The sequence below is a fragment of the Streptomyces sp. NBC_01317 genome (assembly GCF_035961655.1).
In the GTDB taxonomy this organism is placed as follows: Bacteria; Actinomycetota; Actinomycetes; order Streptomycetales; family Streptomycetaceae; genus Streptomyces.
In genome coordinates this window covers 67,355-86,370 of sequence record NZ_CP108393.1, presented here as the reverse complement: position 1 = coordinate 86,370, position 19,016 = coordinate 67,355, and the positions used below count along the sequence as shown (strand labels likewise).

General features: G+C 70.5%; 14 protein-coding genes. 9 read left to right on the top strand and 5 right to left on the bottom strand.

Annotation, left to right across the window (positions count from 1 at the left end; genetic code table 11):
- Positions 1–213 precede the first annotated feature (213 nt).
- The 7 genes from OG349_RS00260 to OG349_RS00230 all read left to right on the top strand — a co-directional run bounded on the left by OG349_RS00260 (position 214) and on the right by OG349_RS00230 (position 10,539).
- Positions 214–1,551, top strand: a complete 1,338-nt coding sequence (locus OG349_RS00260; RefSeq protein ID WP_327232598.1) for an ABC transporter substrate-binding protein — start codon at positions 214–216, stop codon at positions 1,549–1,551.
- Positions 1,552–1,558: 7 nt separating this feature from the next.
- Positions 1,559–2,509: a carbohydrate ABC transporter permease gene (locus OG349_RS00255; RefSeq protein ID WP_327232597.1), complete on the top strand. Its 951-nt coding sequence runs from the start codon at positions 1,559–1,561 to the stop codon at positions 2,507–2,509.
- A 62-nt stretch (positions 2,510–2,571) separates the two neighbouring features.
- A complete protein-coding gene (locus OG349_RS00250; RefSeq protein ID WP_327238385.1) occupies positions 2,572–3,378 on the top strand; it encodes a carbohydrate ABC transporter permease in 807 nt (268 codons plus the stop codon).
- 75 nt (positions 3,379–3,453) lie between these two features.
- The gene (locus OG349_RS00245) at positions 3,454–6,183 is read left to right on the top strand and encodes an alpha-mannosidase (protein ID WP_327232596.1); all 2,730 of its coding nucleotides are present in this window, start codon (positions 3,454–3,456) and stop codon (positions 6,181–6,183) included.
- 123 nt (positions 6,184–6,306) lie between these two features.
- The gene (locus OG349_RS00240) at positions 6,307–9,306 is read left to right on the top strand and encodes a glycoside hydrolase family 2 TIM barrel-domain containing protein (protein WP_327232595.1); all 3,000 of its coding nucleotides are present in this window, start codon (positions 6,307–6,309) and stop codon (positions 9,304–9,306) included.
- A gap of 128 nt (positions 9,307–9,434) precedes the next feature.
- A complete protein-coding gene (locus tag OG349_RS00235) occupies positions 9,435–9,713 on the top strand; it encodes a hypothetical protein (protein WP_327232594.1) in 279 nt (92 codons plus the stop codon).
- Between the two features lie 79 nt (positions 9,714–9,792).
- Positions 9,793–10,539, top strand: a complete 747-nt coding sequence (locus OG349_RS00230; protein WP_327232593.1) for a VOC family protein — start codon at positions 9,793–9,795, stop codon at positions 10,537–10,539.
- A 56-nt stretch (positions 10,540–10,595) separates the two neighbouring features.
- Here OG349_RS00230 and OG349_RS00225 read toward each other — a convergent pair whose 3' ends face one another.
- Positions 10,596–11,639 carry a DUF4331 family protein gene (locus OG349_RS00225; RefSeq protein ID WP_327232592.1) on the bottom strand — a complete coding sequence of 348 codons (1,044 nt, stop codon included), beginning with the start codon at positions 11,637–11,639 and terminating at the stop codon, positions 10,596–10,598.
- A gap of 338 nt (positions 11,640–11,977) precedes the next feature.
- Between OG349_RS00225 and OG349_RS00220 the strand changes: the two genes are divergently transcribed.
- Positions 11,978–13,498 (top strand): MFS transporter, encoded by a 1,521-nt coding sequence (locus tag OG349_RS00220; RefSeq protein WP_327232591.1) that lies wholly within the window; start codon positions 11,978–11,980, stop codon positions 13,496–13,498.
- Positions 13,499–13,605: 107 nt separating this feature from the next.
- Here the strand turns inward: OG349_RS00220 and OG349_RS00215 are convergent, their stop codons facing one another.
- From OG349_RS00215 to OG349_RS00200, 4 genes are all read right to left on the bottom strand, one after another.
- Positions 13,606–15,069, bottom strand: a complete 1,464-nt coding sequence (locus OG349_RS00215; protein ID WP_327232590.1) for a carboxylesterase/lipase family protein — start codon at positions 15,067–15,069, stop codon at positions 13,606–13,608.
- Between the two features lie 98 nt (positions 15,070–15,167).
- Entirely contained in the window at positions 15,168–16,073 is a 906-nt protein-coding gene (locus tag OG349_RS00210; RefSeq protein ID WP_327232589.1) for an MBL fold metallo-hydrolase, read from the bottom strand.
- A 39-nt stretch (positions 16,074–16,112) separates the two neighbouring features.
- Positions 16,113–17,078, bottom strand: a complete 966-nt coding sequence (locus OG349_RS00205) for an SMP-30/gluconolactonase/LRE family protein (RefSeq protein WP_327238384.1) — start codon at positions 17,076–17,078, stop codon at positions 16,113–16,115.
- Between the two features lie 172 nt (positions 17,079–17,250).
- Complete coding sequence (locus tag OG349_RS00200) at positions 17,251–18,150, bottom strand: helix-turn-helix domain-containing protein (RefSeq protein ID WP_327232588.1); 900 nt, start codon at positions 18,148–18,150, stop codon at positions 17,251–17,253.
- A 137-nt stretch (positions 18,151–18,287) separates the two neighbouring features.
- On the opposite strand from OG349_RS00200, the gene OG349_RS00195 reads away from it, so the two are divergent.
- On the top strand, positions 18,288–18,788 hold the full coding sequence (locus tag OG349_RS00195; RefSeq protein WP_327232587.1) for an SRPBCC family protein: 501 nt from the start codon (positions 18,288–18,290) through the stop codon (positions 18,786–18,788).
- Positions 18,789–19,016 lie beyond the last annotated feature (228 nt).

Below are 19,016 nucleotides of genomic sequence, written 5' to 3'. Positions count from 1 at the left end.
GCAAACTTCCGGAAAATTCACGGACTTCCGTGAACGTTCACGTGAGCGCTCACGCGAACTGGATGTGCCACTCCCGCAACGTCGTTCGACGCTTGGTCCGACGCCGTCGCGCCGGTGACCACACCCACGCATTCCAACCAGAAGGCATCCCGTGCCTTGAGGTGTCAACGTCGACGCGTCCAGCGCTGGAGCTGGACACTCTGGAAGGAAATCATGAGAAACACCGCCTCGCGCGTCCGCCTGGCCGCCGTCGCAGCGGCAGCGAGCATCGCCCTGCTCGCCGGCTGTTCGTCCTCCGATCAGCCGGACAGCTCCTCCGCCGCCGCCTCCTGCGAGCCCGCGAAGGGCAAGGTCACCCTCCAGTACTGGAACACCGTTCCCGGCATGGACGAGGTCGTCGCTCTGTGGAACAAGCAGAACCCTGACATCCAGGTCCAGACGAAGAACATCTCCAACGACCAGTACGGCACGATCAGCAACGCCCTCAAGGCGGGCAAGGCGCCGGACCTCGCCCAGGTGGGTTACGACGAGCTTCCCAACCTGCGCACCCAGAACGCCTTCGTGGACGCGTCGGCCTGCTCCGCGGCCACCGCCGCCAAGTCCAAGTTCGTCCCCTGGACGTGGTCGCAGACCAGCTTCGCCGGCACCGGCGTCTTCGCCCTCCCGCAGGACACCGGCCCGATGGCCCTCTACGTGCGCAGCGACATCTTCAAGCAGCACGGCCTCGCGATACCGAAGACCTGGGACGAGTACGCGGCGGAGGCGAAGAAGCTCCACGCCGCCGACCCCAAGCTCACCATGACGTTCTTCGACCCGAACAACGCCGAGTGGTTCAACGGCCTGCTCTGGCAGAACAGCGCGGAGATGTACTCGTACTCCGGCGACAAGTGGCACGTCACCGTCGAGTCCCCGCAGAGCAAGCAGGTCGCCGACTACTGGCAGAAGATGATCGACGACAAGCTCGTCCGCACCGACCTCGCCAACGGCTCGACCCAGATGTACGCGGCGTACCAGCAGAACCAGATCGCCAGCTACGTCGGCGCCGCCTGGGGCTACAGCATGTTCCGCGACAACCTGCCCAAGCAGGCCGGCAAGTGGACGATCGTCCCGATGCCGACCTGGGGCACCAGCGCCGCGTCCGGCGACTGGGGCGGCTCCACCGTCGCGTTCATGAAGGGCAGCAAGCACCTGTACGAGTCGGTCAAGTTCAACACCTGGCTGAACACCGACCCGGAAGCCCTCGCACTGGAGAACAAGCTCGGCGGCCTCTACTCGGCGTCCCCCGTCGGCACCGGACTGCCCCAGCTCTCCCAGGGCGTGCCGTACTACGACAACCAGAAGATCTTTGACGTCTTCGCCGAGTCGTCCAAGAACATCGACACCAGCTTCACCTGGGGCCCCACCCAGAAGACGGTCAACCTGAGCCTCCAGGACGCGATGGCCAAGGCCGCCGCCGGCCAGGGCACCCTCGCCGACGCGCTCAAGACCGCCCAGGCGACCGCGCTCACATCGATGAAGGACCTGGCCATCCCCGCCCAGGCAGGCAAGTGACCGCAGCATGACCGACACCGAAACCCGCGCGATACGCGTGGTGGCGGCGCCCCGAGGCTCCCGCCGCCGTCTCAACGGCGGCGGGCCCCGGGCGGGCGTCATCACCGCGTTCCTGACCCCGTTCTTCCTCCCGTTCGTGCTCTTCTACCTGGTGCCGGTCGGGTACGCGATCTGGCAGAGCTTCCGGGTCGTACGCCGCTCCGGCGGCCAGTACGGCACGTCGTACACGACCTTCGGCGGCTTCCAGCAGTACGCGCACGTCTTCGAGAACACCGAGTTCTGGTCCAGCATCGGGCGCATCGGGCTCTTCGGCATCGTGCAGGTGCCGGTCATGCTGTTCGTCGCCCTGATCATGGCGCTGCTCCTCGACACCCCGCTGCTGAAGCTCAAGTCGTTCTTCCGCATCGCGGTGTTCATGCCGTACGCGGTACCCGGCGTCATCGCCGCGATCATGTGGTCGTACCTCTACTCACCGCAGCTCAGCCCCGTGGTCGACGTACTGAACGGCATCGGGCTCCACCCCGACTTCCTCGGCCCCGGCGCCGTGCTGTGGTCGGCGGCGAACATCTCCACCTGGCTGTGGACCGGCTACAACATGCTGATCATGTACTCGGCCCTGCAATCGATCCCGCAGGAGCTGTACGAGGCGGCCAGGCTCGACGGCGCGAGCAACTGGGCCATCGCCTGGCAGATCAAGGTCCCCATGATCGCCCCGTCCATCGTGCTGACCACGGTGTTCTCGATCATCGGCACCCTCCAGCTCTACGCGGAGCCGGCCGTGCTGCGCCAGATCTCCTCGAACATCTCCAGCACCTACACCCCGAACATGCTCGCGTACGCGGTGGCCTCGGGGAACAACTACCAGCAGGCGGCGGCGATCTCCGTGGTCATCGCCCTCATCACCTTCGTCTTGAGCTTCGGGTTCATGCGGCTGACGTCGAAGAGGGCCGGACTGTGAACAACCTGATCGTGAGCGACAAACCCACCGTCCGCGAGAGCAGGGCCAGCCGTACGGCGGTCATGGCCGTGATGGTCCTCCTGACCATCTACTTCCTGCTGCCGGTCTACTTCCTGATCGTCGCGGCGACCAAACCGCAAGGAGACCTGGCCTCCACCAACGGCCTGGCCTTCTCCCACTTCAACCTGTTCAGCAACCTGCACACCCTGTTCACCCGCAGTGACGGCATCTTCCTCCAGTGGGCCCTGAACAGTGTGATCTACGCGGTGCTCGGCGCGGCCGTCGGCACACTGGTCTCCGCGCTGTGCGGCTACGCGCTCGCCAAGTTCCAGTTCCGGGGACGGGAGTTCCTCTTCTCCGTCATCCTCGGCGGCGTCCTGGTCCCCACCACCGCGCTCGCGCTCCCGCTGTTCCTGCTGTTCTCGGCGACCGGGATCGTCAACACCTACTGGGCGGTGTTCCTGCCGAGCATCGTCAGCCCGTTCGGCGTCTACCTGGCCCGGATCTTCGCCTCCGCCGCCGTACCCCAGGAACTCCTGGAGTCGGCGCGCCTCGACGGCGCGGGAGAGTTCCGTACGTTCTTCTCGGTGGCCTCCCGGCTGATGGCACCGTCGCTGGTGACGATCTTCCTCTTCCAGTTCGTCGCCATCTGGAACAACTTCTTCCTGCCGATGGTGATGCTCCAGAAGGAGTCGCTCTTCCCGGTCACCCTCGGCCTCTACACGTGGAACGGCCAGACCGCCAGGGCGCCGCTCCTCCAGCAGTCCGTGATCACCGGCTCACTGGTCTCGATCGTGCCCGTGATCATCGTCTTCATCCTCCTCCAGAGGTTCTGGCGCACCGGCCTCGCCACCGGCTCACTGAAGTGACGCCGTAGCCCGGCCGCCCACCACGCGTCACGCACCCGCCTCTCTCCGCACCCGCCGACAGAAGGTCCCTGACCCATGCAGAATTCCGCCGTCTTCGTGCCCCATTTCCACTGGGACCGGGAATGGTACGAGCCTTTCCAGGTGTTCCGGCACCGGCTCGTGGCCGCTCTCGACACCGTGCTGGAGACGGCCGAATCGAACCCGGACTTCCGGTTCACCGTCGACGGGCAGATGGCCGCGATCGAGGACTACCTGGAGATGCGGCCCGAGAACCGCGAGCGGCTCGTGGCCCTGGTCTCCGGCGGCCGGCTCGCCATCGGCCCGTGGCTCATCCTCCTCGACGAGTTCCTCTGTTCCGGCGAGACCGTCGTACGCAACCTCCAGATGGGCTGGGCCGCCGCGGCGGAGCTGGGCGGCTCGATGCCCATCGGCTATCTGCCGGACATGTTCGGCCACATCGCGCAGATGCCGCAGATCCTGGCCCGCGCCGGAATCGAGCACGCCGCCCTGTGGCGCGGAGTTCCCGGCTCCGTCGAGGGCCACGCCTTCCGCTGGCGCGCCCCCGACGGCTCCGAGGTGCGCACGGAATTCCTCTTCGACGGGTACGACAACGGGCTCGACGTCCTGCTGGTGCCCGACCGGATCGGCCGGGCCCTGGGCCAGTACGCGGAGGCGACCGCCGACCGCTGGGGCACCGACCCGCTGCTCGCGATGGCCGGCACCGACCACAACGCGCCCGACCCCCAGCTCGCGGCCTGGCTGCGGCGCGCGTCGAGCGACGAGCGCGCCATCACCATCGCGACGCTCGACGAGTACATCCGCGAACATGTGCGCGACGAGGTCTCCAGCGTCGTCACCGGCGAACTCCGCAGCCACGTACGGGGCAACATCCTCCCGGGTGTGCTCTCCGTACGGCTCGGGCTCAAGCAGCGCATGGCCGTGGCCGAGCGCACGATCGACCACGCCGAGCGGATGAACGCCCTGTGGTCCCGCCGCGACGACACGCCGTTCCTCTCGCTCGCCTGGCACAAGATCATCGAGTCGGCGGCGCACGACTCGGTCGTCGGCTCCGGCACCGACGAGACCTGCGACCAGGTCGACGCGCGGCTCGCCGAGGCCGCGCAGACCGCGCGGGCCGTACGGGACGCCGCCCTCGCCGAGGCAGCCGCCCTGGTGCCGAGCGACGGGCATCTGGTCGCCAACCCGCTGCCGTTCGCGCGTACGGCGGCCGTCGAGGTGGACGTCGTCGCCCCGCCCGAGGGGCACGTGCTGGCCGCCACGGCCGCCGACGGCTCCGTGCGCCCCGTCCAGCTGATCTCCCAGGCCCCGACCGTGCTCAGCGACGAGCGCATGGACGCCTCCCAGCTCGAACGGGTCCTCCGGCGCATCCACCGCCGCGAGCTGTTCGGCCGGCTGATCGACACGTACGAACTCACCCCGGGATCCCTGGTCTTCCACCTCGCCGAGGTGCCGTCCAGCGGACCCTTCGACCTGATGATCCTGCGCGGGAAGGTCGCCGAGGCCGCCGCCGCGCACCCGGGGGAGTGGCGCGTCCTGACGCTGGAGGAGCCGCGCGCGACCGCCCTCGCCCTGGTGGACGTGCCCGCCTCCGGCCTCGCGAGCTTCCGGGTCGGACCCACCGACCGGACTCCCGTACTGCCGACGGAGTTTGTCCCCGCCACCGCGACGGACCGCACCCTGGCGAACGGCCTCGTCGAGGTCGCCGTCACCGCCGACGGCACCCTGGACGTGACCGGGGCCGACGGCTCCGTCCTGCGCGGTGTCGGCCGCCTGGTCGACGGCGGCGACCGGGGCGACAGCTACAACTACGGCCCGCCCGCCCAGGACGTGCTCGTGTCGGAGCCGGCCGAGGTCGCCGTCAAGGTCCTGGAGGACGGCCCGCTGCGGGCGAGGACCCGGATCACCCGCGTCTACGCGTGGCCCGCCGCGCTCTCCGCCGACCGCGATGTGCGCAGCGGCGAGACCGTACCGACCCCGGTGGAAACCCTCGTGGAGGTACGGGCGGGTGAGCCGTTCGTACGGGTCTCCACCTCGTTCCTGAACCGCTCCGCCGACCACCGGCTGCGCTTCCACGTACCGCTGCCGGAACCGGTGACCGGGTCCGCCTCCGCCGGCCAGTTCGCCGTCACCCCGCGCGGACTCACCGCCGAGGGAGGCTGGGGCGAACACCCCATCCCGACCTTCCCCGCCGAGTCGTTCGTATCGGCCGGCGCCGCCCACGTCCTGCTCGACCACGCCTCCGAGTACGAAGTGGTCGGCGACGGCTCCGAACTCGCCGTCACCCTCCTGCGCGCGATCGGCTCGATCAGCGTCAACATCCATCCGTTCCGCGACGAACCCGCCGCGACCGAGATCGCCGCACCGGGCGCGCAGGACCTCGGCCTGCGCGTCGAGAACCGCTTCGCCGTCCTGCCCCCGGCGGCAGGCTGGCAGCAGGCGAACGCGGTCGCCCTCGCGGACCTCTTCCGCAACGACGTGCTCGTCGCCCGTGGCACCGCGCCCGCCGGAGACCGGCTGCCCCCCGACGCCACCGGCATCCGGGTCGACGGTACGGACGTCTCCGTCTCGGCCGTCCGCCGCGTCACCACCGAGGACGGAGGCACCGGCACCGAGGTACGGCTGGTCGCGATGAGCGACACCGGAGCCGGCGCCCGGGTGACAGGCGCCTTCACCGAGGCCACCACCGTCGATCTGCTCGGCCGGCCACTGTCCACCACACCGGCAGCGGACGGACTCGACCTCGCCCTCGGCCCGTGGGAGATCCGCACGGTTGTCGTCCGCTAGACACCCGTAACCGTACAAAAAGGGGCGCACCGCCGGTCATGCGCCCGGGATCCACCGGACCCCGGGCATCCGACCGGCCGCCGCCGCCATCCGTCCTTCCGCCATCGAGAAAGTTGTGACCTCGTGCCCTCCCCCCATTCCGGGTATGTATCGGACACCGCGCCAGGGCGCGGCGCGCTGCGTGCGGCGCGCTCGTGGCTCCCCTCCGACGCCCCCTCCCTCTCCCTGAACGGACCGTGGCGGTTCCGGCTGTCGCCCACGGCGTCCGCGGCGGAGGACTTCGCGGCCGAAGGCTTCGACGACCACGGCTGGGACGACATCCCGGTGCCCTCGCACTGGGTGCTCCAGGGCGACGGGGCGTACGGCCGGCCGATCTACACGAACGTGCAGTTCCCGTTCCCGATCGACCCGCCCCACGTCCCGGACGAGAACCCCACCGGCGACTACCGCCGCCATATCGAGATCCCCGCCGCATGGACGGAGGCCGAGCGGGTGGTCCTCCGGTTCGACGGCGTCGAGTCGCTCTTCCGGGTCTGGGTCAACGGCGAGGAGATCGGCAGCGCCAGTGGCAGCCGGCTCGCCCACGAATTCGACGTGACCTCGTCCGTACGCCCCGGCGACAACGTCGTCGCGGTGCGCGTGCACCAGTGGTCGGCGGCCAGCTACGTCGAGGACCAGGACCAGTGGTGGCTGCCGGGCATCTTCCGTGACGTCACCCTGATCGCCCGCCCGGCCGGCGGCCTCGAGGACGTCTGGCTGCGGACAGGCTTCGACGACGGGCACGGCAGGATCGAACCGGAGGTCACCGCCGGCGCGGCGGCCTTCCCCGTCACCCTCCGCCTCCCGGAACTCGGCGTCGAGCGGGTCTGGGCGACCCCGGCCGACGTGACCCCGCTCGACCTCGGCGCCGTGGAGCCCTGGTCGGCGGAGCACCCCCGCCTGTACGACGTCACGGTGTCGACGGCCGCCGAGAGCATCGCCCTGCGGATCGGGTTCCGTACGGTCGAGATCCGCGGCGACCGGTTCCTGGTCAACGGACGCCGTGTCGTCTTCCACGGGATGAACCGCCACGAGACCCACCCCGAACGGGGCCGCGTCTTCGACGAGGAGCACGCCCGCGAGGACCTGGCCCGGATGAAGCGCTTCAACGTGAACGCGATCCGCACCAGCCACTACCCGCCGCACCCCCGGCTGCTCGACCTCGCCGACGAGCTCGGATTCTGGGTCGTCCTCGAATGCGACCTGGAGACACACGGCTTCGACCAGACCGGCTGGACCGGCAATCCGAGCGACGACCCGGCGTGGCGCGAGGCGTACCTCGACCGCATCCGGCGCACGGTCGAACGGGACAAGAACCACTCCAGTGTGGTGATCTGGTCGCTCGGCAACGAAGCCGGGACCGGCGGCAACCTCGCCGCGATGTCGGCGTGGGTCCACGCCCGCGACACCGGACGGCCCGTCCACTACGAGGGCGACCACACGGGCGAATACACCGACATCTACTCACGCATGTACTCCTCGGTGCTGGAGACCGAGCAGATCGGCACCGACGGCTCACGCGCGCCGCTGCTCGACTGCACCCCCGCGCAGGGCGCCCGGCAGCGCACCAAGCCGTTCCTGCTCTGCGAGTACGCGCACGCGATGGGCAACGGACCGGGAGCGCTCGACCAGTACGAGGCGCTGACGCACCGGCACCCGCGCCTGCACGGCGGCTTCGTCTGGGAATGGCGCGACCACGGAATCGCGACGACCGCCCCGGACGGCACGCCGTACTTCGCGTACGGCGGTGACTTCGGCGAGGTCGTCCACGACGGCAACTTCGTGATGGACGGCATGCTGCTCAGCGACGACGTCCCCACCCCGAGCCTGTACGAGTTCAAGGCCGTCGTGCAGCCGATCCGCTTCACCTTCGGTGCCGGCCACGCATCCGGCCACGCGGCCGACCACGTGGAGATCACCAACCTGCGCCACTCCGCCGACACGTCCGACCTGCGCTTCTCCTGGCGCGTCGAACACGACGGAACGTCCGCCGCCTCCGGATCCCTGGAGATCCCCGTGATCCCGGCCGGCGGATCGGCGCGCGTACCCCTCCCGCCGATCCCGCTGTCGCGGGACGCGGAGACGTGGCTCACCCTTGACGCGGCCCTGGCGACCAGGACCGCCTGGGCGAGCGAGGGCCATGTACTGGCGACCGCACAACTGGACCGTTCGGCGCCCCGCCCCGTACCCGCGGTCCGGCCCCGTACCGATTGGCGCCCGAGCGGCGGGACGCTGGCACTCGGCATCGCCGAGTTCACCGGCGGCTCCCTGACGCGCCTCGCCGGGCGCCCGGTGACGGGCCCGCGGCTGGAACTGTTCCGTGCCCCGACCGACAACGACGAAGGCACCTCCGGAGAGGTCGAGGAGAGCGACGCGAGTGTCGCCGGAATCTCCAACGCGGCGCTGTGGCGCGGCCACGGACTCGACCGCCTCACCACCCGGCGCGTCGAGGTGGACCGTACCCCGGACGCCCTGCGCACCCTGGACAAGGTCTCCGCGGCCAACTCCGCCCTGTCGGTGATGGTGGAATCCGTCTGGTCCCTGGAGGACGGCACACTCGAACTCCGCGTGGAAACCAGCCCGTCGACCGGCTGGCCCACGGTCTGGCCGCGCATCGGCATACGCTTCGACCTGCCCGACGGCACGGCTTCCGTCGACGGCGCCGACTGGTTCGGCCTCGGCCCACGGGAGTCCTACCCCGACAGCCTGCGCGCGGCCCGGACCGGCCGCTTCTCCTCACCCCTGCGCGACCTCTCCGTCGAGTACGCGCGCCCGCAGGAGACCGGACACCGGTCCGCACTGCGCCGGTTGACCCTGACGAGCGCCGACACCGGCATCCTGCGCGTCACCGCCCTCCCGGACACCCGGGGCCGCCGCCCCGGCTTCACCCTCAGCCGCCACACCCCGCAACAGATCACCCGAGCGGCCCACCCCTACGAGCTCCCGGACTCGTCAACGACGTACCTGATCATCGACGCGGCCCAACACGGCCTGGGCTCCCGCGCCTGCGGACCGGACGTATGGCCCGAATTCGCCCTGCGCCCCGAGGCCCGCACGATCAGACTCCGTATCGCGGCGATCTGACGGGTCATCACTCCCGGCCACCGCCGGGCCCCGTCATGATCGACGGGGCCCGGCGTGTGTCGATTCGGTTGCGGGACGCGGCGATGCCGACGCCGGCCGACGGGTGCGTCGTTGGACGGGGCATGGAGATGTCCGCTCTGCCTGGCGGGGGAGAGGGTTCGGGCGCCGCGCTGCTGGGCGCGTACTGGATGGAGCCCTCGACCGGCCGAAGTTCACGTCCCGGCTGCCGCTTCTGCGGCAAGCGCACCTGCCCCCGGAGTACGGCCGCGCCGCCCGCCTCCCGTGGTTCACGGTCGACCGGAGGGACTCTCGCGAGAGCGGCGGCAGCGGCGCGGACGGTGATGCTCGTCGCCGCAGCCCTCACCATCGCCGCCGCGATGATCATGGTGATCCTGGACCGATCTTGATCTAGGACACGACCCGCCCTAGTTGCCCCCTAACGTCGCGCCGAGTCAGCCACTCCCCCCGCGAGCGCAGGAGCACCCGATGAGTCAGGTCACCGAGAATCAGCCGCTGGGCACCCCCACCTGGATCGACCTCGCGGTCGTGGACCTGGAGGGAGCGAAAGCCTTCTACGGGGCGGTGTTCGGCTGGGACTTCACCACCGGCGACCTCGGCACATACTGCCTGCTGCGCGGTCTGCCGGTCGCGGGCCTGCGCCAGGTCACCGACCGGGCGGACACGAGGGACAGCTGGACCGTCCACCTCGCCACCGACCACTGCGACAGCACCGCGCGTCGTATCGCGGCCGCCGGGGGCGCACTGCTCGAAGCTCCGCGCGAAGTCGGTGACCTGGGCCGGGCAGCCCTCGTCGTCGATCCGACCGGGGCCCGGTTCGGGCTCTGGCAGGGGCGCACCCACCCGGGCTGCCGCCTGGTCAACGAGCCCGGCACCCTGGTCCGCAACGACCTTGTGACCGCCGACCCGGGCCCCGCCCGTACCTTCTACACCGCCGTCTTCGATTTCACCCTGGACGGCAACGACGACCTTCCCGGTTCTGACTTCACCTTCCTGCGCCGGCCGGACGGCCACGAAATCGGCGGGATCCTCGGCCTGGACACCGCTCCCGCCCCGGTCTGGGCGACCACCTTCGAGGTGGCGGACACCGACGCGACCCTGGCGCGGGCCAGGTCCGCCGATGGCACTTCGACGGCCCCGGAGGACACCCCGTACGGCCGGTTCGCCACCCTGACCGATCCGTACGGAACGACCTTCTCCGTGATCGCCCGGTGATCGCCCGGTGATCGCCCGGTGGGGGGCCGCGGACTCCTCGGCCCCGTAGGCCCGGGTCAGGCGGCAGCCGCCACGTACGGGAAGAACGGTGTCGGAAGGGCGTCGACGGAGTCCTTGGTCAGACCGATGCTCAAGGCGCTGTCGGTGGCGAGGGAGAACATCACCTCACCCGCGTTGTCGTTCAGCGCCCGGCCGTTGAAGGCCGCGAAACCGAACACCGCGGGAGTGCCGATCGTGTACGGGAGGATGTCCGGCAGGATGCGGTCCGCGACCTCCAGACCGTAACTGTGCGGGTCCGATGTGGTGCCCCGTATGCCCACAACAGCGGCGACCCGGTCGGTGATCTCCGTGCCGAACGTGTGGATGTCGTCGGCGGGCGGGGTCTGGTTCAGCTTCTCCGCCAGCTCGTCGTCGAACTGCGCGAAGATCGGCGAGACCATCGGGATGCCGCACCGATTGACGCGGTGCCAACCGCCGGCGTCGGTGGCCAGCGCGGTGACCCCCCAGACGCCGATGTCCCTGTTGCGGGTGAAGGGCAGCAGGTCGTCGTCCGGCAGTTCGAGCACGATGGACCGTACCTTCAACCCGGAGAACAGGCTGGTCACCTCTTCGGTCGCCTCTCCCGGATCCGGCGCGTGCAGTTCGACGTCGGTGCCGTGCTGGAAGGCCTGACCGACCGCTTCCACCACGTCCGGGTTCATCCAGAACGGGTCACCGGCCCGACCGGTCCACAACCGCAGACCCCCCTGGGTACGGAGGGTCCGCCCCGTCGCACCGGTGAGCAGCACGGTGCCTTCCGCCGTGTCGTCGGCCGCCTCCGCTCCCACGAGGCGGCACAGCTCCACGGCCTGCGAACCGTCCGCGTCCGCCGCTCCGAAACGGAGGCGGAAGCACACGTCCTCGACGGCGTCACCCGTACTGTCGATCTTGAATTCGTACCGGGCCTCCGGGTGGAAGCCTTTGGGCGCTTCCGGGCCCGCGAAGTCCGAGCAGACGTTCATCGCGAGAACGGTGCCGCGGTCGCCCCGGAACACGTAGAGGTCCGAGATGTTCAACCGGGCATCAGCCCTGGCGGCAGGCGAATCGAGGTGGTGAGACATCGCACTCACTCCAAACACACCGCGCCGAGACACGCGGAGCACAGGTGGACCGGCACACCATCGCCATGGTCGCGTGCCGCCCAAGGGTGGCTTATCCCCCTGAACCAGGCTACCTCGCCTGCGCACGTGCGGCCGGGTGGAGACGGGGCACCCGTCTCCGATCACCGCGTTCACCCCCTCGGTGCTGCCCCGGCCCACCGATCGGGACGGCCGGAAACGCATCCCCGCACGCTGCCGAACGTCGACGATCCGCACCCGCGTTTGTGTCTTTCGGTCACGGGTAGCCGGACGCGGCACCCCGGGCGCAACCGGGGTCGCCGTCAGGCAGGAGGCTGAACATGACCCCATCCGGAGACGCGGTCACCGGGACCGTCACCACGAAGGTTCCCGCGCGGCTCGACCGGCTCCCGTGGTCGCGCTGGCACTGGATGATCGTGATCGGCCTGGGAACCGTATGGATCCTCGACGGCCTGGAAGTGACCGTCGTCGGCAACATCGCGAGCCGCCTCTCGGAGGACGGCAGCGGCCTGCCGATCTCCGACGCGCAAGTCACCGGCCTGGCCGCCGCGTTGTACGTCGCCGGATCGTGCGCCGGCGCGCTCTTCTTCGGCTGGCTCACCGACCGGTACGGACGCAAGAAGCTCTTCCTCATCACCCTCGCGGTGTATCTGGCGGCGACCGCCGCCACCGCCGTCTCGTTCTCGGTCTGGTGGTTCTTCCTCTTCCGCTTCCTCACCGGCTTCGGCATCGGCGGAGAGTACGCGGCGATCAACTCCGCCATCGACGAACTGATCCCCAGCAAGTACCGCGGCCGCGTCGACCTCATCATCAACGGCAGCTACTGGCTCGGCGCGATGGGCGGCGCGCTGCTCTCCGTGCTCGCCCTGAACACCGACATCTTCCCGAAGGACCTGGGATGGCGGCTCACCTTCGCCCTCGGAGTGGTCCTGGGCCTGGTCATCCTCCTCGTACGGCGCCATGTGCCGGAGAGCCCCCGGTGGATGTTCATCCACGGCAGGTCCGACGAGGCGAACGACCTGGTCGACGGCGTCGAGAAGGAGGTCGAGGCGGAGACCGGCCGCGCGCTGCCCGAGCCGGCGGGCGCGCTCACCATCGAGCAGCGGCGATCGATCGGCTTCGTCGAGATCGGCAGGACGCTCTTCCGCGAATACCCCAAGCGCGCCGTCCTGGGCTTCTCGCTCTTCATCGGCCAGGCGTTCCTGTACAACGCGATCACCTTCGGCTTCGGCTCGATCCTGGTGAAGTTCTTCGACGTCTCCAGCGGCTCCACCGGGTACTTCTTCGCCGCCATCGCCTTCGGCAACTTCCTCGGCCCCCTGCTCCTCGGCCGGCTGTTCGACACCGTGGGCCGCAAGCCGATGATCGCGGGCACCTACGTCGTGTCCGGGCTCCTGCTGTTCGTCACCGCCTGGCTGTTCGGCAACGGCTGGCTCAACGCCACGACCATGACGATCTGTTGGGGCGTGGTCCTCTTCTTCGCGTCGGCCGGCGCCAGTTCCGCGTACCTCACCGTCAGCGAGATCTTCCCGATGGAGACCCGCGCCATGGCGATCGCCTTCTTCTACGCGATCGGTACGGCCGCCGGCGGCATCTCCGGCCCGCTGCTGTTCGCCGAACTCACCGACAGCGGAGTGGTGAGCGACGCGGTGATCGCGTTCTGCATCGGCGCGACACTGATGGTGCTCGCGGGGATCGTGGCCTGGTTCTTCGCCGTCGCGGCCGAGGGCAAGTCGCTGGAGGACATCGCCGCACCGCTCTCCGCGCGGCAGGAGAAGCGGGATCCGCAGGCGCGGGACGCGGCGGACACCACCAACTCCCCCAAGACACCGGCGCGCTGACACCGGACGCCACAACCGAGGTCACCACCGGTGATCACGGCCACACCCTTCCCCGCTGCCCCCGGGTCCGATCCTTCCCGGGGGCAGCGGGGGCGCCGGGACCCCGGTCAGCCAAGGCCGACGGGCGGAACGTGGCCGATGGGCTGGACGTACCCTTCGGAAGGCTCGTGGACGGGCCAGCCAGGATCTCCGGTCCCGGCGAACCGTATCCACGAGCGGTGAATACGTGACGCCAGCACGGCGGGCGGCTCGGCGTTGCCGAGGAGCCCCCGCGGGCCGCGCAGCGACGGTAGGGCGAGGCGGTCGAAGACGAACGGCAACTCCATGACGTGACTGGCGCCCAGCCGCCCGTCGACCGCGTCGGAGCGCCAGCCGAACTCGTAGCGGTACGTCCGCCCCGCCCCGGACTTCGCGTGTGCGGCGGCCATCCGCCGGGTGCCGGCCCCGAACAGCCCGTCACCGAGAATCCCGGTGCGCAGTTCGGCGGTGGACGCGGACGGGCGCTGGGCCCGGTAGGCGCGGACCGCATCCTCGGGGTCGGCGTGGAACTTCGCCGCCGTGTCCCGGACATCGGCGTCGGTGGTGCCCGCCAGGATTCCCAGCGGGGCCAGATAGAGGGAGCCCTCGTCCAGATTGCTGCCGATCAGCAGATCGACCTCCCCTCCCCGGCCGGCGGCGACCGCACAGGCCGGCTGCTCCTCGCCGACCAGGCTGAAGGAGGTGATGCCGCCGAGCGGGTCGTGGTGGGTGGACGTACGCAGATCCAACCCGGTGAGGGAGGCCGTGGCGGCGACAAGCCGCTCGTCGGGGACGTCGGCCAGAGACTTGGCGGTGGGTACGAGGCCCAGCTCGCGTCCGGCAGCGGCGGTGACGAGGCCCGCCTGGCCGGGGGTGAAGGCGCCGGTGCCGGTCCCGCTCTGGATGATCGCGCGTCGGAGGAGGCCGGACGAGGCCGGGTCGGCGAGGATGCCGCCCACGATGATCGCTCCGGCGGACTGGCCGAAGAGGGTGACGTTGTCGGGATCGCCGCCGAAGCGGGCGGCGTTGTCCCGTATCCACCGCAGGGCGGCCAGGACGTCGAGCATGCCGCGGTTGTCCGGGGCGTCGGGCAGGTGGAGGAAACCCGGGATTCCCAGCCGGTAGTTGACGGTGATCAGCACCACACCGTCGCGGGCGAAGGCCGTTCCGTCGTACAGCGGCGCGCGGCCCGAGCCGGCGACAAAGCCTCCGCCGTGTACGAACACCATGACCGGCCGGTCCGGCCCGTCCGGCTCCGGGGCCCAGATGTTCACGGTCAGGTAGTCGTCGCCCCGCTGCCAGCCGGGCCCGAAGTAGGGCGACATGTCGAGGGTGCCGAAGGAGTCCCGGGCGGGCTGGGGCGCGGTCGGCCCCGGCCGTGTCGCGTCACGGACCTCGGTCCACCCGGGATGAGGGCCCGGCGCGGTGAAACGCCCGTACGCGACAGGAGGGGCGGCGTACGGCACATCGAGAAACGCCGTGCCGTGTTCGCCGCGACGGCCGCGGACCGGGCCTGAGGTGGTGGTGACGGTGACCGAACCGGCGGGGGTCATCCCGCTTCTCCTCGCTGTTGGTGAGCTCCGGGGCGGTGTGCTCCGGTGGGGGCCGCCGCTCCGGTTCGGCCGGAGCGGCGGCGGGGTGGGAGCCGGGATCAGTACCGGGTGAACGGCGCCCAGTTCTTGATCGTGAAGCCGCTGCCCGTCTTCTCGACCTCCAGCGCGCTGTGGCCGCTGAAGTGGGCGGGCAGAACAAGGGCGTTGACGTCGGCGGCCCAACCGAGCAGCCTGCGGCGGGTGGTACGGGCCCGCGCCGGGTCCTCGCAGAAGCAGCTGTTGTGGTCCGGGTGCGCGACCTGGAGCGGGGTGTGCATCAAGTCACCCGCCAGCAGGGCCCGTTCGCTGCCGGATATCAGCTTGACGACACTGGACCCCGGAGTGTGGCCGGGGGCCGCCTCCAGGCTCAGATGTTCGTCGATGGTGTGGCTTCCCTCCCACAACTGGACCTGGCCCGCGGCGTGCACGGGAGCGACGCTGTCCTCAAAAACGTTCTCGTTGACCCCGCCGGCGACGGACGGGTTGTCCGCCGGGTTCCAGAACTCGAAGTCCGCTTTGGGCATCAGATAGGTGGCGTTCGCGAACGTCGGCACCCATACGCCGTCGACCAGACGGGTGTTCCAGCCGACGTGGTCGACGTGGAGGTGGGTGTTGACCACGAGGTCGACGTCCTCGGGCCGTACCCCGGCACGCGCCAGGTTGCCCAGGTAGTCCAGGTCGAGGTGGTCCCACGCGGCGACGGCGGGGCGGGCCTTGTTGTTGCCGACACCGGTGTCGACCAGGATGGTCCTGCCGCCGCTGCGGAGCAGCCAGGTCTGCATGGCCACGTGGACCATGGTGTCGTCGGCGCCCAGGTGGTCGGGCACGAGGGACTCGCGGTGGTCCTTCCAGGCCTGCTCGGGCAGGTCGGGGAAGAACTGGTCCGCGGGCATGATGGGACCGTGCGTCTCCTCGACGCGGGTGAGGGTGACACCGCCGAGGGTGAGCTGGTTCGTACTCTGCAAGGTGTTCTCCTGAGGTGCGGTTCTGCTCGGGGGCGTGCGCTAGTCGTTGAGGTGGGCGACGACGAGGTTGGGGTCCTCGCCGGTGACGTACGCGGCACTGCCGACGTGCACGGTGCTGCCGCGCAGCGCGACGGAGGTGGGGTTCTGGAGGCCGTCGGCGGCGGTCAGGACGATGGAGTGGGTGCCGTCCGGCCGGACGAGCGCGACCTCGCTGGAGCCGTTGAGAGCGGCCAGGATCCGGTCGCCGCGGCCGGTGAAGGCGAAGTCGTCGATCCCGGCCAGGCCGGTGGCCCGGATCCGGACCGCTCCGGCGCGCCCGTCCCGCTGGACGGGGATGCGGAGGACCGTGCCCTGGTCGAGATTGGTGACCCAGACCGCCCCGTCGTGGATCTTCAGGCCGTTGGCGCCGAGGAAGCCGGCGGAGGCCAGCTCGGGGGCCGTGGACCACGCGGTGGGAGTCCCGCCGGTGACCGGCACGCTCCAGACGGTGCCGAGCACGGAGTCGGTGGCGTAGAGGGTCCCGGTCCTCCGGTCCAGGTCCAGGCCGTTGGGCAGGCCGGTCGCGGGCAGCGCGGCGATGCGCCGCGGGGTGCCGCCGGGGCGCAGGCGCCACACACCGGTCAGGTCGGCGGTGCCGGTGGCGTACAAGAAGTACAGGGTGCCGTCGTGCGCGCGGACGACACCGGTGGTCAGGGGGAAGCCCAGGACGGGGGTGTTGACGCCGCCGTCGGCGGGCGCGGGCAGGGTGGCCAGGACCTGGACGGTGCCCTTGGGGGAGAGGCGGGCGAGCTGGCGGGCGCCGGCGAAGGTGACGTACGCACTGCCGTCGGGGGCCAGGGCGATGTTCTCCGGCATCTGGCCGTTGGCCAGGTCGAAGTGCGCGGCGATACGGGCGCCGCTCAGCGGGGCGGAGAGGGCCGACGCCGGAACGGCACCGGCCGCCGCGATCACGGCCGCGGACAGGATCGCGGCGGTGGTGGCGGTCGTGGACAGCTTCTTGAACATGATGCCTTCACTGTTTTCGGGCATGCGTCAGCGGTACGCCGACGCACAGGGGGACGGCCTGGGCCCAGGGCGAGCACCAGGAAGTTACTCCGGGCAACGGTCGGTGACGGTCCGTGCCCGGACAGGGCGGCGACGGCGTATGCCGGCCGGAGCCCGGTGGTGATGTGGAGGGTCAGCCCGCCTCGGGCCGGGCTCCCGGTCGTGCCGGGTCGCCCTGGGCGCCGGGCCGGGCGAGGGCCTGGGCCAGCAGAGCCAGCGCGGTGCGCGCGGGCGATCCGGCCTCCGTGGTGGCGACCACGATGTTCTGGCCCGGCCCCTGGCTCAGGGTCTGCTGAGTGGCGGTCAGCGGTCCGACCAGCGGATGACGCATCTCGTACGTGTCGACGGCGCAGGGCTTGACGCGGTGGTCGGCCCACATCGAGGCGAAGTCCGTGCTCTTCGCGCTCAGTTCGCCGACCAGCTCGTGCAGGGCGGCGTCGTCCGGGTACCGGCCCGCCACCAGGCGCAGGTTCCCCACCACGGCCCTCGCCTTGCTCGGCCAGTGCGCGTACAGGTCACGGGTGTGCGCGTCGAGGAACACCAGCCGGGCCATGTTGGGACGCTCCGCCGGCCGGTCCGGGGCGCCCGGGTCCAGGTGCCCGGCGAACAGCGCGTGGCCCAGCCGGTTCCACGCCAGGACGTCGCTGCGCCGGCCGATCACGATCGCCGGGACGTCCGCCAGCGCCTCCAGCAACTGACCCGTCGCCGCCGTCACCCGCTCCGGCGCCGGCCGCCGGCCCCGGCCGGGCCCGTTGGCCGAGCGGGCCAGATTGTGCAGATGCAGGCGCTCCGCCTCCTCCAGCCGCAGAGCCCGGGCGATCGCGTCCAGCACCTGCGGCGAGGCGTTCAGCGACTGCCCCTGTTCCAGCCGGGTGTAGTACGAGACGCTCACCCCGGCCAGCAGCGCCAGCTCCTCGCGCCGAAGGCCCGGCACACGCCGGCGTTCCCCGTAGGTGGGTACTCCGAGATCCTCAGGACGCAGCTGGGAACGCCGCGTCTGCAAGAAGTCCCCGAGCTGCACTTTTCCGCTCATGGATCCGAGTATGGGCCGACCCGGAACGCACAGCCTGCCCCTGGCGTGGATAGGCACCGGCGGGAGTGGCTGCCCGACGGCACCGGTGATGACGTGGGGCCGTACGCCACCCCGGCACCCCCCCCAGGAGGATCCCCATGACCGCCACCACCGACGAACACGACCTTTCCGGGCCCTTGGACGCGTCGGACTTCGCCTTCGTCCGACGCGCCTGGGTCGACGCCCCGCCGCCCCGGGTGTACGACCTGGTCAGCGACGTGTCCGCGATCAGCCGTTGGAGCCCCAACGCAACGGACGTCACCTTCGACGAGGGAGCCGCCCCCCGGGCCGGCGCCTGGTTCAGCGGCCGCAACCACAAGGACGGCAGGCAGTGGACCACCCGCTCCCAGATCGTACGAGCCGACCCCGGCGCCGCCTTCACCTTCGTGGTCGGCGGCGCCGAGGACGGCATCGTGCGATGGAGCTGGACGCTCAGCCCCCAGGGACGCGGGACCGTCGTAGAGCAGTCCTGGCAACTCCTGCGCCTCGACCCGGTCCTGGGCACCACCCGCGGCGACCTGGAAGCACTGCGCGACTACATGACGAACAGCGCCGAAACCACCCTGATCGCCCTGGCGCGATGGATCGCCGAACAATGAACGCACGAATGCCCGGCCTTGTCCGGCGGGCCCGTGCGATCATGGCCGTCGGTGCTCCTGCGGCTCGACCGGACCCACCGAACTGCCGTACATGGGGGGAACGGGCATGGGGCACAAGGGAACACCGGAAGCGTGCCGGGAGCGCACGCGAGCCGTGCGGACAACGGAAGGGGTGACCGTCGCCGTGGCGTCGGTCCTCTCGTTCGTCCTGCTGGTCGGCCCGGCCTC